At 68.6% G+C, this 19131-nt stretch carries 15 protein-coding genes; 11 read left to right on the top strand and 4 right to left on the bottom strand.

Going from position 1 to position 19131, the window contains the following annotated elements; genetic code table 11:
* The first annotated feature begins 13 nt into the window (after positions 1-13).
* The 5 genes from ACGFU7_RS05055 to tuf all read left to right on the top strand — a co-directional run bounded on the left by ACGFU7_RS05055 (position 14) and on the right by tuf (position 8738).
* Positions 14-3913 carry a DNA-directed RNA polymerase subunit beta' gene (locus tag ACGFU7_RS05055; RefSeq protein WP_393692393.1) on the top strand — a complete coding sequence of 1300 codons (3900 nt, stop codon included), beginning with the start codon at positions 14-16 and terminating at the stop codon, positions 3911-3913.
* A 458-nt stretch (positions 3914-4371) separates the two neighbouring features.
* Entirely contained in the window at positions 4372-4743 is a 372-nt protein-coding gene (rpsL, locus tag ACGFU7_RS05050; RefSeq protein ID WP_003948652.1) for a 30S ribosomal protein S12, read from the top strand.
* Between the two features lie 2 nt (positions 4744-4745).
* Positions 4746-5216, top strand: a complete 471-nt coding sequence (gene rpsG / locus ACGFU7_RS05045; RefSeq protein ID WP_093897234.1) for a 30S ribosomal protein S7 — start codon at positions 4746-4748, stop codon at positions 5214-5216.
* Positions 5217-5254: 38 nt separating this feature from the next.
* On the top strand, positions 5255-7384 hold the full coding sequence (gene fusA, locus ACGFU7_RS05040) for an elongation factor G (protein ID WP_393692391.1): 2130 nt from the start codon (positions 5255-5257) through the stop codon (positions 7382-7384).
* A gap of 160 nt (positions 7385-7544) precedes the next feature.
* Entirely contained in the window at positions 7545-8738 is a 1194-nt protein-coding gene (gene tuf / locus ACGFU7_RS05035; protein ID WP_356640245.1) for an elongation factor Tu, read from the top strand.
* 104 nt (positions 8739-8842) lie between these two features.
* Here the strand turns inward: tuf and ACGFU7_RS05030 are convergent, their stop codons facing one another.
* The 4 genes from ACGFU7_RS05030 to ACGFU7_RS05015 all read right to left on the bottom strand — a co-directional run bounded on the left by ACGFU7_RS05030 (position 8843) and on the right by ACGFU7_RS05015 (position 15497).
* The gene (locus ACGFU7_RS05030; protein WP_393692873.1) at positions 8843-10912 is read right to left on the bottom strand and encodes a PIG-L family deacetylase; all 2070 of its coding nucleotides are present in this window, start codon (positions 10910-10912) and stop codon (positions 8843-8845) included.
* 204 nt (positions 10913-11116) lie between these two features.
* Positions 11117-11575 carry a GNAT family N-acetyltransferase gene (locus ACGFU7_RS05025; protein WP_393692389.1) on the bottom strand — a complete coding sequence of 153 codons (459 nt, stop codon included), beginning with the start codon at positions 11573-11575 and terminating at the stop codon, positions 11117-11119.
* A gap of 37 nt (positions 11576-11612) precedes the next feature.
* Positions 11613-13826 carry a poly(A) polymerase gene (locus ACGFU7_RS05020; RefSeq protein ID WP_393692387.1) on the bottom strand — a complete coding sequence of 738 codons (2214 nt, stop codon included), beginning with the start codon at positions 13824-13826 and terminating at the stop codon, positions 11613-11615.
* Positions 13827-15497 carry an RNA ligase family protein gene (locus ACGFU7_RS05015; protein WP_393692385.1) on the bottom strand — a complete coding sequence of 557 codons (1671 nt, stop codon included), beginning with the start codon at positions 15495-15497 and terminating at the stop codon, positions 13827-13829.
* A gap of 509 nt (positions 15498-16006) precedes the next feature.
* Here ACGFU7_RS05015 and rpsJ point away from each other — a divergent pair.
* Genes rpsJ through rpsS form a run of 6 tightly spaced genes read left to right on the top strand, consistent with a single transcriptional unit; the run spans position 16007 to position 19121 of the window.
* Positions 16007-16315 (top strand): 30S ribosomal protein S10, encoded by a 309-nt coding sequence (gene rpsJ, locus ACGFU7_RS05010; protein ID WP_003948644.1) that lies wholly within the window; start codon positions 16007-16009, stop codon positions 16313-16315.
* Positions 16316-16328: 13 nt separating this feature from the next.
* Positions 16329-16973: a 50S ribosomal protein L3 gene (rplC, locus tag ACGFU7_RS05005; protein ID WP_031080467.1), complete on the top strand. Its 645-nt coding sequence runs from the start codon at positions 16329-16331 to the stop codon at positions 16971-16973.
* A 4-nt stretch (positions 16974-16977) separates the two neighbouring features.
* On the top strand, positions 16978-17628 hold the full coding sequence (gene rplD / locus ACGFU7_RS05000; protein WP_393692383.1) for a 50S ribosomal protein L4: 651 nt from the start codon (positions 16978-16980) through the stop codon (positions 17626-17628).
* Positions 17628-17951, top strand: coding sequence for a 50S ribosomal protein L23 (rplW, locus tag ACGFU7_RS04995; protein WP_014154589.1), 324 nt, complete (start codon positions 17628-17630; stop codon positions 17949-17951). The genes rplD and rplW overlap by 1 nt, the downstream gene beginning before the upstream one ends.
* A 39-nt stretch (positions 17952-17990) precedes the next feature.
* Positions 17991-18827: a 50S ribosomal protein L2 gene (gene rplB, locus ACGFU7_RS04990; protein WP_093773282.1), complete on the top strand. Its 837-nt coding sequence runs from the start codon at positions 17991-17993 to the stop codon at positions 18825-18827.
* A gap of 12 nt (positions 18828-18839) precedes the next feature.
* Positions 18840-19121: a 30S ribosomal protein S19 gene (gene rpsS / locus ACGFU7_RS04985; RefSeq protein WP_003966956.1), complete on the top strand. Its 282-nt coding sequence runs from the start codon at positions 18840-18842 to the stop codon at positions 19119-19121.
* The last annotated feature ends 10 nt before the right edge of the window (positions 19122-19131 follow it).

Genomic DNA, 19131 nt, shown 5'->3' with positions numbered 1-19131 from the left:
GGATTGACGACAAGTGCTCGACGTCAACTTCTTCGACGAGCTGCGGATCGGCCTTGCCACCGCGGACGACATCCGGACCTGGTCGCACGGCGAAGTGAAGAAGCCGGAGACCATCAACTACCGCACGCTCAAGCCCGAAAAGGACGGACTCTTCTGCGAGAAGATCTTCGGTCCGACCCGGGACTGGGAGTGCTACTGCGGCAAGTACAAGCGTGTCCGCTTCAAGGGCATCATCTGTGAGCGCTGTGGCGTGGAAGTCACGCGCGCCAAGGTGCGTCGTGAGCGCATGGGCCACATCGAGCTTGCCGCTCCTGTCACCCACATCTGGTACTTCAAGGGCGTCCCGTCGCGCCTCGGCTACCTGCTGGATCTCGCGCCGAAGGACCTCGAGAAGGTCATCTACTTCGCCGCGTACATGATCACGTTCGTGGACGAGGAGCGCCGTACGCGTGACCTGCCCTCGCTGGAGGCGCATGTCTCCGTCGAGCGTCAGCAGGTCGAGAACCGTCGCGACGCCGACCTCGAGGCCCGCGCCAAGAAGCTCGAGACCGACCTGGCCGAGCTGGAGGCCGAGGGTGCCAAGGCCGACGTGCGCCGCAAGGTGCGCGAAGGTGCCGAGCGTGAGATGAAGCAGCTGCGCGACCGTGCGCAGCGCGAGATCGACCGTCTCGACGAGGTGTGGAGCCGCTTCAAGAACCTCAAGGTCCAGGACCTGGAGGGCGACGAGCTGCTCTACCGCGAGCTGCGTGACCGCTTCGGCACGTACTTCGACGGCTGCATGGGTGCCGCTGCTCTGCAGAAGCGCCTGGAGTCGTTCGACCTCGACGAGGAGGCCGAGCGCCTCCGCGAGATCATCCGTACCGGCAAGGGCCAGAAGAAGACCCGTGCGCTCAAGCGCCTCAAGGTCGTCTCCGCGTTCCTGCAGACCAGCAACAAGCCCAAGGGCATGGTGCTCGACTGCGTGCCGGTCATCCCGCCGGACCTGCGTCCGATGGTGCAGCTGGACGGTGGCCGCTTCGCGACCTCCGACCTGAACGACCTGTACCGCCGTGTGATCAACCGCAACAACCGCCTCAAGCGTCTCCTTGACCTCGGTGCCCCCGAGATCATCGTGAACAACGAGAAGCGGATGCTGCAGGAGGCCGTCGACGCGCTGTTCGACAACGGCCGCCGCGGTCGCCCGGTCACCGGTCCCGGTAACCGCCCGCTCAAGTCCCTCAGCGACATGCTGAAGGGCAAGCAGGGTCGATTCCGTCAGAACCTTCTCGGTAAGCGTGTGGACTACTCCGCGCGTTCCGTGATCGTCGTCGGCCCGCAGCTCAAGCTGCACCAGTGCGGTCTACCGAAGGCCATGGCGCTGGAGCTCTTCAAGCCGTTCGTGATGAAGCGCCTGGTCGACCTGAACCACGCGCAGAACATCAAGTCGGCCAAGCGCATGGTCGAGCGCGGCCGCACCGTGGTGTACGACGTCCTCGAAGAGGTCATCGCCGAGCACCCGGTGCTGCTGAACCGTGCACCGACCCTGCACCGCCTCGGCATCCAGGCCTTCGAGCCGCAGCTGGTCGAGGGCAAGGCCATCCAGATCCACCCGCTCGTCTGCACCGCGTTCAACGCGGACTTCGACGGTGACCAGATGGCCGTGCACCTGCCGCTCTCCGCGGAGGCGCAGGCCGAGGCCCGCATCCTGATGCTGTCCTCGAACAACATCCTGAAGCCGGCCGACGGTCGTCCCGTCACCATGCCGACCCAGGACATGGTGCTGGGCCTGTTCTTCCTCACCACGGACGAGGAGGAGCGCAAGGTCATCGGCCAGGGCCGTTCCTTCGGTTCCACGGCCGAGGCGATCATGGCCTTCGACGCCCGCGAGCTGTCGCTCCAGGCGAAGGTCGACATCCGCTTCCCGGTGGGCACCATCCCGCCGCGTGGCTGGGTGCCGCCGGTCGCCGAGGAAGGCGAGCAGGAGTACCAGCAGGGCGACACGTTCCGGCTGCGTACGTCCCTGGGCCGCGCGCTCTTCAACGAGCTGCTGCCCGAGGACTACCCGTTCGTCGACTACTCGGTCGGCAAGAAGCAGCTCTCCGAGATCGTCAACGACCTCGCCGAGCGCTACCCCAAGGTCATCGTGGCGGCGACGCTCGACAACCTGAAGGCGGCGGGCTTCTACTGGGCGACCCGTTCCGGTGTCACCGTGGCCATCTCCGACGTCGTGGTCCCCGAGGCCAAGAAGGCGATCGTCGCCGGCTACGAGGCGCAGGACGAGAAGGTCCAGAAGCAGTACGAGCGCGGTCTGATCACCAAGGACGAGCGCACGCAGGAGCTCATCGCGATCTGGACCAAGGCGACCAACGAGGTTGCCGAGGCGATGAACGCGAACTTCCCCAAGACGAACCCCATCTTCATGATGGTTGACTCGGGTGCCCGAGGAAACATGATGCAGATGCGTCAGATCGCCGGTATGCGTGGTCTGGTGTCCAACGCCAAGAACGAGACGATCCCGCGTCCCATCAAGGCGTCCTTCCGTGAGGGCCTCACCGTTCTGGAGTACTTCATCTCCACGCACGGTGCCCGTAAGGGTCTGGCGGACACCGCTCTGCGTACCGCCGACTCGGGTTACCTGACCCGTCGTCTGGTGGACGTCTCGCAGGACGTGATCATTCGCGAGGAGGACTGCGGCACCGACCGCGGCCTCAAGCTGAAGATCGCCGTCAAGGGTGCGGACGGTGTGCTCCGCAAGACGGAGGACGTCGAGACCTCGGTCTACGCCCGCATGCTCGCCGAGGACGTCGTCATCGACGGCAAGGTCATCGCGCCTGCCAACGTCGACCTCGGTGACGTCCTGATCGACGCCCTGGTGGGCGCCGGCGTCGAGGAGGTCAAGACCCGTTCGGTCCTGACCTGTGAGTCCGCGGTCGGCACCTGTGCCTTCTGCTACGGACGCTCGCTCGCCACCGGCAAGCTGGTCGACATCGGTGAGGCGGTCGGCATCATCGCCGCCCAGTCCATCGGTGAGCCCGGTACCCAGCTGACGATGCGTACCTTCCACACCGGTGGTGTGGCCGGTGACGACATCACCCAGGGTCTGCCCCGAGTCGTCGAGCTCTTCGAAGCCCGTACGCCCAAGGGTGTCGCCCCGATCTCGGAGGCGGCAGGCCGCATCCGTATCGAGGAGACCGAGAAGACCAAGAAGATCGTCGTCACCCCCGACGACGGCAGCGACGAGACGCCGTTCCCGATCTCGAAGCGTGCCCGTCTGCTGGTGGGCGAGGGCGACCACGTCGAGGTGGGCCAGAAGCTCACCGTGGGTGCCACCAACCCGCACGACGTGCTGCGGATCCTCGGTCAGCGCGCGGTCCAGGTCCACCTGGTCGGCGAAGTCCAGAAGGTCTACAACTCGCAGGGTGTGTCGATCCACGACAAGCACATCGAGATCATCATCCGGCAGATGCTCCGCCGTGTGACGATCATCGAGTCCGGCGACGCGGAGCTGCTGCCGGGCGAGCTCGTCGAGCGGTCGAAGTTCGAGACCGAGAACCGTCGTGTGGTCCAGGAGAGCGGTCACCCCGCCTCCGGTCGTCCGCAGCTGATGGGTATCACCAAGGCCTCGCTCGCCACCGAGTCGTGGCTGTCGGCGGCGTCCTTCCAGGAGACGACCAGGGTTCTGACGGACGCGGCGATCAACGCCAAGTCCGACTCCCTGATCGGCCTCAAGGAGAACGTCATCATCGGTAAGCTCATCCCGGCCGGTACGGGCCTCGCCCGCTACCGCAACATCCGGGTCGAGCCGACCGAGGAAGCCAAGGCCGCGATGTACTCGGCCGTCGGCTACGACGACATCGACTACTCGCCGTTCGGCACGGGCTCCGGCCAGGCCGTTCCGCTGGAGGACTACGACTACGGTCCGTACAACCAGTAAGCGAGTCGCTTGATCGACCGGAGGGCGGTCACCCCGTTGTGTACGGGGTGGCCGCCCTCCGGCGTGTGATACGTCACGATCCGCGGCCGGGTCCCGTCTGCCGGACGGGGCCCGAGGCGGCCCTGAGTGGCCCCTGGGAGCCCTGTACGGGGGCGTGGGGGGTGCGGGAGCCTACGCGTACGGGTCGGGACAAGCCGGGCGCTCGTGACGGCGTGTCGCCGCGGACAGCATTTGTTTTGACCGGAGTCGACGAGGTAGGTACGCTCAGACCTTGTGCCTGGGGTGTGCCTGGGCTCGTGTGCGTGTCCTCAACCGCATGGCGAGCCCGTCAGTGGCCACCGCAATCTGCGCTCCTTCTGCCTTGCGGCAGGAGCCTGCAGTATTCGACACACCCGACCGCGTGGGTCGGCGACGTTCCAGGTTAGTTTCACGAACGGCACACAGAAACCGGAGAAGTAGTGCCTACGATCCAGCAGCTGGTCCGGAAGGGCCGGCAGGACAAGGTCGAGAAGAACAAGACGCCCGCACTCGAGGGTTCGCCCCAGCGCCGCGGCGTCTGCACGCGTGTGTTCACGACTACCCCGAAGAAGCCGAACTCGGCACTCCGTAAGGTCGCGCGTGTGCGTCTGACCTCCGGTATCGAGGTCACGGCCTACATCCCGGGTGAGGGACACAACCTGCAGGAGCACTCCATCGTGCTCGTGCGTGGTGGCCGTGTGAAGGACCTGCCGGGTGTTCGTTACAAGATCATCCGCGGCTCCCTTGACACCCAGGGTGTCAAGAACCGCAAGCAGGCCCGAAGCCGCTACGGCGCCAAGAAGGAGAAGTAAGAATGCCTCGTAAGGGCCCCGCCCCGAAGCGCCCGGTCATCATCGACCCGGTCTACGGTTCTCCTCTTGTCACCTCGCTGATCAACAAGATCCTGCTCAACGGCAAGCGTTCCACTGCCGAGCGGATCGTGTACGGCGCCATGGAAGGCCTCCGCGAGAAGACCGGCAACGACCCGGTCATCACGCTGAAGCGCGCGCTTGAGAACGTCAAGCCCTCGCTCGAGGTCAAGTCCCGCCGTGTCGGTGGCGCCACCTACCAGGTGCCGATCGAGGTCAAGCCCGGTCGCGCCTCCACCCTCGCGCTGCGCTGGCTCGTGGGTTACTCCCGCGCCCGCCGCGAGAAGACCATGACCGAGCGCCTCATGAACGAGCTGCTCGACGCCTCCAACGGTCTTGGCGCTGCCGTCAAGAAGCGCGAGGACACCCACAAGATGGCCGAGTCCAACAAGGCCTTCGCGCACTACCGCTGGTAGTCGCTACCCACATCGAGACCGAGAGAAGATTGAGCCTTATGGCCACCACTTCGCTTGACCTGGCCAAGGTCCGCAACATTGGGATCATGGCCCACATCGACGCGGGCAAGACGACCACCACTGAGCGGATCCTCTTCTACACCGGCGTTTCGTACAAGATCGGTGAAGTCCACGACGGCGCTGCCACGATGGACTGGATGGAGCAGGAGCAGGAGCGCGGCATCACGATCACGTCCGCCGCGACGACCTGTCACTGGCCGCTCAATGATGTTGACCACACCATCAACATCATCGACACCCCGGGTCACGTCGACTTCACCGTCGAGGTGGAGCGTTCGCTCCGCGTCCTCGACGGCGCCGTCACCGTGTTCGACGGTGTGGCGGGGGTCGAGCCGCAGTCCGAGACCGTCTGGCGTCAGGCGGACCGCTACGGCGTGCCGCGTATCTGCTTCGTCAACAAGCTCGACCGCACCGGCGCCGAGTTCCACCGCTGCGTCGACATGATCGTCGACCGCCTCGGTGCGGTTCCGCTGGTCATGCAGCTCCCCATCGGCGCCGAGGCCGACTTCAAGGGCGTCGTCGACCTCGTGTCGATGAAGGCCTTTGTGTGGCCGGAAGAGGCCGTCAAGGGCGAGATGTACGACACGGTCGACATCCCGGACACCCACATCGAAGCGGCTCAGGAGTGGCGCGGCAAGCTGCTCGAGGCCGTCTCCGAGAACGACGACCAGATGATGGAGCTGTACCTGGAGGGCGTCGAGCCCACCGAGGAGCAGCTGCACGAGGCGATCCGTCGGATCACCCTCGCATCGAAGGGCAGTGCCGACTCGGTCACCGTCACCCCGGTGTTCTGTGGCACGGCGTTCAAGAACAAGGGCGTCCAGCCCCTGCTCGACGCGGTCGTCCGCTACCTGCCTTCCCCCCTGGACGTCGAGGCCATCGAGGGCCACGACGTCAAGGACCCCGAGGTTGTCATCAAGCGCAAGCCCTCGGACGACGAGCCGTTCTCCGGCCTGGCGTTCAAGATCGCGAGCGACCCGCACCTCGGCAAGCTCACCTTCGTCCGGATCTACTCCGGTCGCCTCGAGGCCGGCACCGCGGTGCTGAACTCGGTCAAGGGCAAGAAGGAGCGCATCGGCAAGATCTACCGCATGCACGCGAACAAGCGTGAGGAGATCGCGTCGGTGGGCGCCGGTGACATCATCGCCGTCATGGGCCTGAAGCAGACCACCACCGGTGAGACGCTGTGTGACGACAAGAACCCGGTCATCCTGGAGTCCATGGACTTCCCGGCGCCGGTCATTCAGGTCGCCATCGAGCCCAAGTCCAAGGGTGACCAGGAGAAGCTGGGTGTTGCCATCCAGCGCCTCTCCGAGGAGGACCCGTCCTTCCAGGTGCACTCCGACGAGGAGACCGGCCAGACCATCATCGGTGGTATGGGCGAGCTTCACCTCGAGGTGCTCGTCGACCGCATGAAGCGCGAGTTCCGCGTCGAGGCGAACGTCGGCAAGCCGCAGGTCGCGTACCGCGAGACGATCCGCAAGGCCGTCGAGCGCATCGACTACACGCACAAGAAGCAGACTGGTGGTACCGGCCAGTTCGCGAAGGTGCAGATCGCCCTTGAGCCCATCGAGGGTGGCGACGCGTCCTACGAGTTCGTCAACAAGGTCACCGGTGGCCGCATCCCCCGTGAGTACATCCCCTCGGTGGACGCGGGTGCTCAGGAAGCCATGCAGTTCGGCATCCTGGCCGGCTACGAGATGGTGGGCGTCCGCGTCACCCTTCTCGACGGTGGTTACCACGAGGTCGACTCCTCCGAGCTCGCCTTCAAGATCGCCGGTTCGCAGGCGTTCAAGGAGGGTGCTCGCAAGGCGTCCCCCGTGCTCCTTGAGCCGATGATGGCCGTCGAGGTCACCACGCCCGAGGACTACATGGGCGATGTCATCGGCGACCTCAACTCCCGCCGTGGCCAGATTCAGGCCATGGAGGAGCGCAGCGGCGCTCGCGTCGTGAAGGGCCTCGTGCCCCTCTCGGAGATGTTCGGCTACGTCGGAGACCTCCGCAGCAAGACCTCGGGTCGCGCAAGCTACTCGATGCAGTTCGACTCCTACGCCGAGGTTCCGCGGAACGTCGCCGAGGAGATCATCGCGAAGGCCAAGGGCGAGTAACTCTCCCGAGCTCACGCTTTAGGCTTGTCACCGGAGCCTGGTGGGGCATTCGTCGCAGAGCGCAAGCAATGCGGCGAATGCCCCCGGCCCCGGCATCCCAGCAAAGATCACCTGGCGCCGATGAAGCAAGGCGTACAGAACCACTCCACAGGAGGACCCAGTGGCGAAGGCGAAGTTCGAGCGGACTAAGCCGCACGTCAACATCGGCACCATCGGTCACATCGACCACGGTAAGACGACCCTCACGGCCGCCATTACCAAGGTGCTGCACGACGCGTACCCGGACCTGAACGAGGCCTCGGCCTTCGACCAGATCGACAAGGCTCCCGAGGAGCGCCAGCGCGGTATCACGATCTCGATCGCGCACGTCGAGTACCAGACGGAGTCGCGTCACTACGCGCACGTCGACTGCCCGGGTCACGCCGACTACATCAAGAACATGATCACGGGTGCGGCGCAGATGGACGGCGCCATCCTCGTGGTCGCCGCCACCGACGGCCCGATGCCGCAGACCAAGGAGCACGTGCTCCTGGCCCGCCAGGTCGGCGTTCCGTACATCGTTGTCGCGCTGAACAAGGCCGACATGGTGGACGACGAGGAGATCCTGGAGCTCGTCGAGCTCGAGGTTCGTGAGCTCCTCTCCGAGTACGAGTTCCCGGGCGACGACCTTCCGGTCGTCAAGGTCTCGGCGCTCAAGGCTCTTGAGGGTGACAAGGAGTGGGGCCAGACCGTCCTCGACCTGATGAAGGCCGTCGACGAGTCGATCCCGCAGCCCGAGCGTGACGTCGAGAAGCCGTTCCTGATGCCGATCGAGGACGTCTTCACGATCACCGGTCGTGGCACCGTCGTCACCGGTCGTATCGAGCGTGGTGTCCTGAAGGTCAACGAGACCGTTGACATCGTGGGCATCAAGCAGGAGAAGACCACCACCACGGTCACCGGCATCGAGATGTTCCGCAAGCTGCTCGACGAGGGCCAGGCCGGTGAGAACGTCGGTCTGCTTCTTCGTGGCATCAAGCGCGAGGACGTCGAGCGCGGCCAGGTCATCATCAAGCCGGGTTCGGTCACGCCGCACACCGAGTTCCAGGCGCAGTCCTACATCCTGTCGAAGGACGAGGGTGGCCGTCACACCCCGTTCTTCAACAACTACCGCCCGCAGTTCTACTTCCGTACCACGGACGTAACGGGCGTTGTGACCCTTCCCGAGGGCACCGAGATGGTCATGCCGGGTGACAACACCCTCATGAACGTCACGCTGATCCAGCCGGTCGCCATGGAAGAGGGCCTGAAGTTCGCCATCCGTGAGGGTGGCCGGACCGTGGGCGCCGGCCAGGTCACCAAGATCGTCAAGTAATTACCTGACTGTCTGACCTGGTTGCTCCGCACAGAGCACCAAGAAGGGCCCCGGCCCGCCGCGCAAGCGGTGGACCGGGGCCCTTCGGCATGTGCGGAGACCTCTCAGGGGCGCCAGAGCCATGGCAGGGCGTCGGGCCCCAGGGCCACCACCGTCGGCCGCCCGTCCTTGCCGACATGCAGCGTGGGCCCGTCCAGCGCCACCGGCCCACGTCTGCGTACGGAGAGCCCTTCGGATGTACGGAGCTGGATCAGGCCGGCCGTGGTGCGGCCGAGCAACACCGGGGCGTGCGGCGACCCGGCGGCGGACACCGGCCCGTACCCGTCGAAGCCCGCCCGGTCCTTGATCAGCCGCCCGTATCCGTCGATGCCGGTCTCGTCCGCCGTCTCCCCGGTCCGTACGGTCGTCAGGCCGGCCTTCGCCGCCGCGCGGTAGAACAGCTCGACGGTCCCGTCCGCCCCGGGCAGCGCGGCCGGGCCGTCCCCGGGCACCGGCACTCCGCTGATCTGGGTGCGTGCGGTGACCGCGTCCCCGGGCGCGTCCTGCGTCCAGTGATGCACCGCGAAACGGCCCGCCGCGAAGACATGGACACACCCCGCGTCGTCCACCACGGCACTCAGCCCGTCCTGGACCTTGCCCCCGCCCGTGTCCCGCCATCCGCTCCACCGGCCGGCCGTGTCCCGTACCTGCGTACTGAGGCCCTTCTCCGCGTTCCGTACGAACAGGTGGACCTGCCCGTCGGGGGCGGTGACCGCGACCGGGACGCCGATCCGGCGCCCGCCGTCGTGATCCCGCACCGGGTTGCCCAGCCCCTGCCAGGCACGGAAGCTGCCGCCCGGGGAGCGCTGCTCCAGGACGACGATCTCGCGTTCGTTGTCCGCCCCGTGCCCGCTGAGCGCGGCGAACCGCAGACCGAAGAGCAACTGCCGCCCGTCCGGCAGCGACGCGCTGCCCAGGACCGGGGCGAGCGGGCCGCCGCCGAGGTCGTCCGGCGTGTCCCACACCCCGCTGCCCGGCGCGCTCTCGCGCCAGCTCACCGCCCGCAGCCCCAGCACCCCGTACGCGACGAGCCGCCCGTCCGGAGCGGCGGCGACGGCGGGCCGGGGGCCCGGGTAGCGGTAGTGGGTGGAACGTACCCAGCCCTTCCGGTTGGTCAGCGGCCGGTTGCCGCCCACGTCGTAGTCCCCGCAGCCCGCGGAGTTGCCGCAGCGCCAGTCGATCGAACCCCCGTACGGCACCAGATGTGAGGCCTTCTGCGCCAGCACCGCGGGCGGCAGATTCTTCGGCCAGTGCCGGTTGTAGTAGCCACGGAACGCCGTGGCGGCGAAGCTCGGCGCCTCACCGCCGCCCTCGGTGGCCCGCGCCACCCACCGGATCAGCGCCGTCCAGGTGAACAGCGCGGTCGCGGTGTGGTCGGGGTGGTCGGAGTAGCCCTGCTGCTCGCTGTCCCGGCGGCGGACGAGCTCGCTGCTGTGCTGGACGTCGGGGTCCGGGTCCATCGTGTGCACGGCGCTCGGCCGGAACCGGTCGAACAGCCCGGCCAGGACGTCGGCCAGCCCGTCGTACGTGTACGAGCCCACCTGCTTCAACGGGGAGTCGTCGGCGACGACGGTCGGCAGGACGAGCCTGCGGTCCTGCCAGAGACTGGGCAGCCCGAGACGCCCGTACGAGGTGTGCATCGCGGTGTTGATGAAGATCAGCTCGACCCTGCGGCCGCCGTTGCCGAGGCTGTTGATCTCGGCGCGGTGGTTGCCGTGCAGGTTGATGACGGACTTCTGCCACTTTGTGAACCTGCCCAGGCCGAGCAGCGCCGCGTACGCCTGCCGGAGCCCCTGGTGACGGGAGGAGGAGTACCCGGCCTTGTCGGGGGCGGGCAGCGGGCGGCCGGGCACGCGGTTGATGCCGGTGGCCTCGCCCGCGGTCAGATAGACGCAGACCAGCGGCGTTCCGGCGTCGAGGGCCTGCTGCGTGTCCGGGTTCATGAAGTACAGGTCGTCGTCAGGGTGGGCGAGGATCTGCATCATCAGGCCCGGGTGCGAGGTGCTTATCGGCAGGCCGTGCATCGGGACCGCGGTGGGGTTGCGGCGGCGGGACGGCGAAGGCGCGGTGCAGGCGCTGAGGGCTGCCACGCTCATCGCACCGGCCGCCGCCGTCAGCAGAGTGCGCCGCGGCATTCCCGTGAGAGATGTGCGCAACGCAGGTCGATCCGTCACACCGTGCTCCGTCCACTTCCCCCGCAGCGGGCGGCTGTGCGGCCCTGTGCTGCGTGCCGAATCCGTGCAGGCGGCGGCGGAGGAGGGCGAGCCGCTGCTGCGGGGGAATAGACGGAGACTCCCAGGGGTGGGTTGCCTGGGTTTGTACGGTTTCACCCGGATGGCTCAGTGCGCGGGTGTGCGCACCATGAACACGTCGATCGGGTCCTGCCGTTCCTCGGTGAACCCGTGCCGTTCGTAGAGCGCGCGGGCGGCGCTGCCCTGCAGCACGTCGAGGCGGACGGCCACGCCTTCCTCATCGGCCCGCGCGAGCAGCGACCGCAGCACGCCGGTGCCGATGCCGCGGCCCTGGAGCGTGGGGGAGAGGTAGAAGTTCTCCAGCCACAGCCCGTCCTCCACCGGCCGCAGGGTGACGCAGCCCGCGAACCCGCCGTCCGCGACGATGACCGAGGTGTGCTCCGGTGCGTAGACGTCCCGCAGCCGCTGCCGTACGCGGTGCTCGTCGTAGCGCCCGAGTCGCTCCAGGTCGGGGCGCATCACGGTGGCCCTCAGCTCGGCTATGACCTCGACGTCCTCGGGCTCGGCGGGGCGCAGGGCCCAGGCCGCGATGGTGCTGTTGTTCACGGCTGAATCCTCTCAGGTACGTCGTTGCCGGTTTCTGTCACCGCAGCTCCGGGGCCGCGCCCCGGTCCGCCCGGCGCAGGCCCGCTTCCGGGATGCCGCGCAGCAGCCGGGCGCCGATCTCCGCGAGCCGGGCCTCGTCGGGCGGGGTCCGGCCGAGGCCGATGGCGTACTGGACGAGGGACGCGTCGGCGGTGAACGGGCGGGGCCAGGCGTGGGCGTCCGGGGAGCCCGCTTCCGTGAGGGCGGCGAGCAGGGCAAGCACCCGGCCCCGGAAGCGGCCCTCGTCGGGGCCTGGGCGTACGGAGACGATTGCCCAGGCGGCGTGACGCAGGTGCAGGGGCGGCGGGGCGCAGAGCAGGGCATGCGGTACGGGACCGGTGTCGGCGGCGGACTCCACGATCTCCCAGGCGCGGAAGAGTTCCTCGGCGACGAGGTCGCGGCCCGCGGGGGAGACCTGCGAGGTGCAGGAGCGCACGGGGGCGGTCGGGGTGAGCACGTTGAGGGGGAGCTCGCCCGCCTCCCCCGAGCCGACCGGCCGGCTCCAGTCCCAGGCGGCCCAGGTCGCGAAGAAGTGCCGGAGCAGGGGTACGGGCGGCAGATCACCGGCCTCGTGGGCGGTACGGGCCGCCAGTACGGACCAGGCGAGGCCGGGCAGTCCGCCGCACGGGGCGGAGTCCAGGCCGCGCGCCCCGGCCCAGGCCTTCACCTCGCGCGCGAGGCGGCCGAACGCAGCCCGGTGCGGGTCCGCCGCCGCGAGCACCGCGTCCGCGTCGCTCACCGCGCTGAGCGCCGTGGCCGCCGCCTCGCCCAGTTCGGCGCGGCGGGCGACCGCCCCGTCCGGGGAGAGGCCACCGGTCGCGACGGTCACCAGGTCCACCCGGAACCCGTCGAGGCAGAAGCGCAGACCGGGTACGCGCGCACCGGTCACCTCGCGCAGACCGACGGCCTCCGGCAGGGCAGCGGCCAGCCGCTCCCGTATCCCCGGAAGGTCCCCGTCACCGGGCAGCGCCGCGACCAGGTCCACATCGGCGCCGGGCAGCGCACAGCCCATCCGCCGCGAGCCGACCGGATGGACGCGGCCCTCGGGCAGGGCGGCGGCCACCCGGCGGACGATCTCCGCCGCGCCGGCTTCCGAGCCGTCCTGCGCCGCCCCGGCCAGCTCCACCCGTACCCCGAAGTGGTCCGAGACGTACAGCCCCTCCGGCGTCGGCACATCGCCCAGCAGCGCCGCCGACACGGGCCGCAGCCGCTCCGAGCGGACCAGCACCCGGTCCAGCCGGGACGCCCGCCCCGTCAGGGAGGAGACGGCGGCCAGCGGATTGACGGACGGATCGAAGGTCGGCGTCCGGTCGCCCGCGCCGTGCACCCGGCTCCAGGCGTCCGGCATCCCCAGCCGGTCCTGCGGAGTGCCGCCGCCGTCGTTGAAGTCGCCGAGCAGCATCACATCGCCCTCGATCGCGGCCAGCCCCGTTGCCAGATCGGTGAGTTCTGCATCGCGCCGGGCGGCGCCGTTCGCCGAGTGGTCGCTGCTGAGGTGGGTGACCGCGACAGTGACCGGTCCTTCCGCGGTCTCCACGACCACGGCGGCGACCGCCTTGTGCGGGCCGAGTCCGTGCAGGCCCGCCTCCCGTACGGGGACTCTGCTGAGCAGCAGCAGTCCGCAGTCGGCGACATCCCGGCCGGCCGGGTCGGCCCAGAGGGTGTAGCTCTCGCGGACCCAGGGCGTGGACAACAGCAGGCCGAGCAGGGCGGGTTCGGCCTCCTGGAGGGCGATGACATCCGCGTCCGCCGCACGCAGGGCGTCGAGGAGGAGCGGCCGGCGCCGGGCGGTGTCGATGCGGTCGCTGTCGTAGCGGTCCCAGAGGGTGTTCCAGGTCAGCAGCGTCAGGGAAGCGGACCGCGCGGGCGCCGGTGCGTCCTCGGGCAGGGGTGTCCAGGCGGCCTCCGGTACGGAGTACGCGTGCGGCGTACGGGAGGTGAAGTACGGGGACGGCAGCCGGCGCGGGGCGCGTACCCGTCCGGCGTCCGTCGCGTCGATCCGGTCCACGCCCGAGGACCGGTCCCACACCAACTCGCCGTCGGCCTCGAAGAACAGCACCCGGTGCCAGGGGATGTCCCCGCCGGGCGTGAACAGGGGCAGCGGCACCCGCTTGGGCACGGTCCCGCGCTGCGCCACGCCCATCACGAAGCGCGCCGGGTCGAACCGGGCGTCCCAGCGGACCCGGTGATAGATCTCCTCGCTGGTACGCATCTACGCCCTGTCCTCCACGGTTCCGCTCGCGCCGATGTACCAGGTGCGGTGCGCCTGGCCGGGATACGGGGGTACGAACCGGTGCAGTTGCGAGGTCAGCACCTCCGGGGGCACCGGGTGGGTGCGGCGTCTGTTGCGGCGGAGCAGCTCCGCCTCGTCGACCAGGGCCACGGCGTGGGTGAGCAGCGCGTCCCTGCGCCGGGCGACCGCGTGCACCAGGGAGCGCTGGTGTGCGTTGAGCGAGGTCGCGTCCCAGACGACCGTGCCACCCGCGGCGAGCGCGGTGTCCAGCCGGTCGAGCCCCTCGCGCAGCACCTCCCCGTTGGCCTTCTGGTCGGCGCGCGATCCCCGGGCCAGCCGCAGATCGTCGAGCGAGAGATACGTGTCGACACCGGGCAGAGCGCGCGCGAAGGTGCTCTTGCCGCTGCCGGAGGGGCCGACCAGATGGACCAGGCGGGGGAAGTCCCCGCTCCGCCACCGCCAGGTCGCGGCGACCGCCTCCTCGGCGGTGGTGACCCGGCCCAGGGCGTACGCCTCACGGGCCTGCGCCCGGCAGCGGTCGGCGGCCGCCGGCTCCAGATCGGCGAACGCCTCCCGCAGCCCGTCCGGTTCCCGTACGCCCTCCGCGTGCAGCGCCGACCACTCCACCTGTTCGCGCGCCCCGTCGGTGTCCGCCACCGCGGCGGCCAGCGCGTGCAGCAGCGGCAGATCGGCGGCGAACGACATCCGGACCAGGCCGGTCCGGCGCTCCTCGTCCGGGTACGGGCGGTGCAGCGCGGGGTGCAGTCCGACGAGATCCGCGACGCGCCGGGCCGACGGCATCCCCAGCGTCCCCGCCAGCGCGGGCGCCAGTTCCGTACGGCGTCCGCGGTGCAGCAGTGCGGCCAGTACGCCGGTCAGCCGGTCGTCACCCGTCCGGCCCAACGCGTCGAGGGAATCGCCCATCGCGACAGCGGCCCCCGCGTCCCCCGCAGCCGCGCCCGTCGCGTCGGCCAGCGCCGCCGCGTCGACCGGTGCCCCCGACCGTACGGCCCACAGGGCGGCGGCCGGGCCGAGCCCGTTTTCCACGACGGAGGCGTGCATCCAGTGCGTATCGGTCTGTACGTGGCCGGGCCGCACCCACTTCGCCACCCGGCGCCCGAAGTCCGGTGCGTCGAAGCCGTCCGCGGGGCGTACGACGTACCCCTCCTGCCGTCCGGTGTCCGGCCTCAACGCCCGCAGCGCCTTCTCGGCCCGCGCGTCGAACGCCCCGCGCCACAGCACCGGCGGCACCGGAATCCCCAGCTCGCGCAGGAAGACCACGGTCCGGTCCCAGCCCAGGCAGTGCTCCCCGTCCCAGACGGAGAAGCCGTAGAAGAAGCTCTCCAGGTTGTCGTACGGGATCGAATGGCGGGCGAACATGTTCTCTCCGCACACCCGCCACCCTTCGGGGATACGGGCCCCTGTCCGGCCCTGGAGCGCCTTCACCCACCCCCGCGAGGGGTGATGGGCGGAATCGAGCGAGCGGGCGTGGAGTCCGTCGGCGTAGAGCGTGGTGTTCTCGCCGTCCAGCTTCTCGGTGACGACGACCTCGCGGCCGGCCAGCCCGGAGAGGTCCGCGATCCGTACGTCGTCGGAGGTGGCCCCCGGGGACCAGGGCAGATGCGCGGTGCGCGGATAGTGCGTACGCATGATCGATGCCCCTGGTGACGACGGCGTGTCCGGCCGGTCACTGTAGGGGCGCGGGCGCAGGACGCTCGACCTAATTACGATGAGTGGTGCCCGGCACGGCTCCCGGTGCGCGCCCGCGTTTGACCCGGCGACCACGCGGGGTAAGATTCTCCGCCCGATTGGCCAGGCTCACGCCCCGTATGGCACACTGACCAGGTTGCTCGGTTGAGTGTCAATGCTGCGCGCCTCCCGCCGGGAGGACCGGAAGCGAGTCCCACAGTACTCGTCGACCCCTTGCGGGTCGGACGTACGGGAATCTTTCGGGAAGCGTCAGTGGGGCACAGGCCAGGCACCCGGTGGGTGTTCCGCCCCCGGTCTCGCGGTCCTCGGGCCCGCACCCCCTTGGTTGGGAAATCCTTCGGGAGATCTGCGTAGAGGGGATGCGACACGCCCGACCGCGTGGGTCGGAGATGGAGTCTTGAGAACCCCCGGGTTCCAGAGCGTTACGAGAGACAGGACTACTAGTAGCCATGGCGGGACAGAAGATCCGCATCCGGCTCAAGGCCTACGACCACGAGGTCATCGACTCCTCGGCGAAGAAGATCGTCGAGACGGTGACCCGCACTGGTGCGTCGGTCGCGGGCCCGGTGCCGCTGCCCACTGAGAAGAACGTGTACTGCGTCATCAAGTCGCCGCACAAGTACAAGGACTCGCGCGAGCACTTCGAGATGCGCACGCACAAGCGCCTCATCGACATCCTCGACCCCACGCCGAAGACGGTTGACTCGCTGATGCGTCTCGACCTGCCGGCGGGCGTCGACATCGAGATCAAGCTCTGAGGTGACGCGCGAGATGGCTAAGAACATTAAGGGCGTCCTGGGCGAGAAGCTCGGCATGACCCAGGTCTGGGACGAGAACAACCGGGTCGTCCCGGTGACCGTCGTCAAGGCCGGGCCCTGCGTCGTCACCCAGGTCCGCACCAACGACAGCGACGGCTACGAGTCGGTCCAGATCGCCTTCGGCGAGATCGACCCGCGCAAGGTGAACAAGCCCCTCAAGGGCCACTTCGCCAAGGCCGACGTGACCCCGCGCCGCCACCTGGTGGAGCTCCGCACCCCTGACGCCAGCGAGTACACGCTGGGCCAGGAGGTCACTGCCGAGGTGTTCGAGTCCGGCGTCAAGGTTGACGTCACGGGCAAGAGCAAGGGCAAGGGCTTCGCCGGTGTGATGAAGCGTCACAACTTCAAGGGTGGCAAGGCGTCCCACGGTGCCCACCGTGTGCACCGTATGCCCGGCTCCATCGGTGGCTGTGCCACCCCCGGCCGTGTCTTCAAGGGCATGCGCATGGCGGGTCGCATGGGCAACGAGCGTGTCACCACCCAGAACCTGACCATCCACGCGGTTGACGCGGAGAAGGGTCTGCTCCTCATCAAGGGCGCAGTCCCCGGTCCGAACGGCGGCCTCGTCCTGGTCCGTACCGCGGCCAAGGGGGCTTGAGGTAATGAGCACCATTGACATCCTTTCGCCGGCAGGCGACAAGGCCGGTACCGTCGAGCTCCCCTCGGAGATCTTCGACGCGAAGACCAGCGTTCCGCTGATCCACCAGGTCGTTGTCGCACAGCTGGCAGCTGCCCGTCAGGGCACGCACAAGACCAAGACCCGCGGCGAAGTCCGTGGTGGTGGCCGCAAGCCGTACCGCCAGAAGGGCACCGGCCGCGCGCGCCAGGGTTCGACCCGTGCGCCGCAGTTCGTCGGCGGTGGCGTCGTCCACGGCCCGCAGCCGCGTGACTACTCGCAGCGGACCCCGAAGAAGATGAAGGCCGCCGCCCTGCGCGGTGCCCTCTCGGACCGGGCACGCCACTCCCGCATCCACGTCGTCACCGGCGTGGTCGACGGTGCAGCCTCCACCAAGGCCGCGAAGACGCTGCTCGGCAAGATCTCGGAGCGCAAGAACCTGCTCCTGGTCGTCGACCGCGCCGACGAGGCCGCGTGGCTGTCCGCCCGCAACCTGCCCCAGGTGCACATCCTGGAGCCGGGCCAGCTGAACACGTACGACGTGATCGTCTCTGACGACGTGGTCTTCACCCAGGCCGCCTTCGAGTCCTTCGTGTCTGGCCCCCAGACCGCTGAGACCGAAGGGAGCGACGCCTGATGAGCGAGGCGACCGTTACCAGCAAGACCTACTCGGACCCGCGCGACGTTCTCGTCAAGCCGGTCGTTTCCGAGAAGAGCTACGCGCTGCTCGACGAGAACAAGTACACGTTCATCGTCGCGCCCGGCTCCAACAAGACCCAGATCAAGCAGGCCGTGGAAGCGGTCTTCTCGGTCAAGGTCACCGGGGTCAACACGATCAACCGGCAGGGTAAGCGCAAGCGCACCAAGACCGGCTTCGGCAAGCGCGCAGACACCAAGCGCGCCATCGTGACCCTCGCCGAGGGCGACCGTATCGACATCTTCGGCGGCCCGACCTCCTGACGGAGGTCGAGTCGTCCGGAATCGGACGAGGACTGAGAAATGGGTATCCGCAAGTACAAGCCGACGACCCCGGGCCGTCGTGGCTCCAGCGTCGCCGACTTTGTCGAGATCACGCGGTCCACGCCGGAGAAGTCGCTGGTCCGCCCCCTGCACAGCAAGGGCGGCCGTAACAACGCCGGTCGTGTGACCGTTCGCCACCAGGGCGGTGGCCACAAGCGCGCCTACCGAGTGATCGACTTCCGTCGTCACGACAAGGACGGCGTGCCGGCCAAGGTCGCGCACATCGAGTACGACCCGAACCGCACCGCGCGCATCGCGCTCCTGCACTACGCGGACGGCGAGAAGCGCTACATCATCGCGCCGCGTGGCCTGACGCAGGGCGACCGTGTCGAGAACGGCCCGGCCGCCGACATCAAGCCCGGCAACAACCTGGCGCTGCGCAACATCCCGGTCGGTACGACCATCCACGCCATCGAGCTGCGGCCCGGCGGCGGCGCGAAGTTCGCCCGTTCCGCGGGTGCCTCCGTGCAGCTGCTGGCGAAGGAGGGCACCATGGCCCACCTTCGTATGCCGTCGGGTGAGATCCGCCTGGTCGACGCCCGCTGCCGCGCCACGATCGGTGAGGTCGGCAACGCCGAGCAGTCGAACATCAACTGGGGCAAGGCCGGCCGCATGCGCTGGAAGGGCGTTCGCCCGACCGTCCGCGGTGTCGCGATGAACCCGGTTGACCACCCGCACGGTGGTGGTGAGGGCAAGACCTCCGGTGGTCGCCACCCGGTCTCGCCGTGGGGTCAGAAGGAGGGTCGTACTCGCTCGCCGAAGAAGGCATCGAGCAAGTACATCGTCCGCCGCCGCAAGACGAACAAGAAGCGCTAGGAGCGGGTTTAGATGCCGCGCAGTCTCAAGAAGGGGCCCTTCGTCGACGGCCACCTCATCAAGAAGGTGGACGTACAGAACGAGGCAGGCACCAAGAACGTCATCAAGACCTGGTCCCGTCGCTCGATGATCGTCCCGGCCATGCTGGGTCACACCATCGCGGTGCACAACGGCAAGATCCACGTCCCGGTGTTCGTCACCGAGTCGATGGTCGGCCACAAGCTCGGCGAGTTCTCGCCGACTCGCACCTTCCGCGGCCACGTCAAGGACGACCGGAAGTCGAAGCGCCGCTAACCGCGGGGTG

The sequence above is a fragment of the Streptomyces sp. NPDC048473 genome (assembly GCF_043200155.1).
Lineage (GTDB): Bacteria > Actinomycetota > Actinomycetes > Streptomycetales > Streptomycetaceae > Streptomyces.
This window is presented reverse-complemented; position numbering and strand designations above follow the sequence as displayed.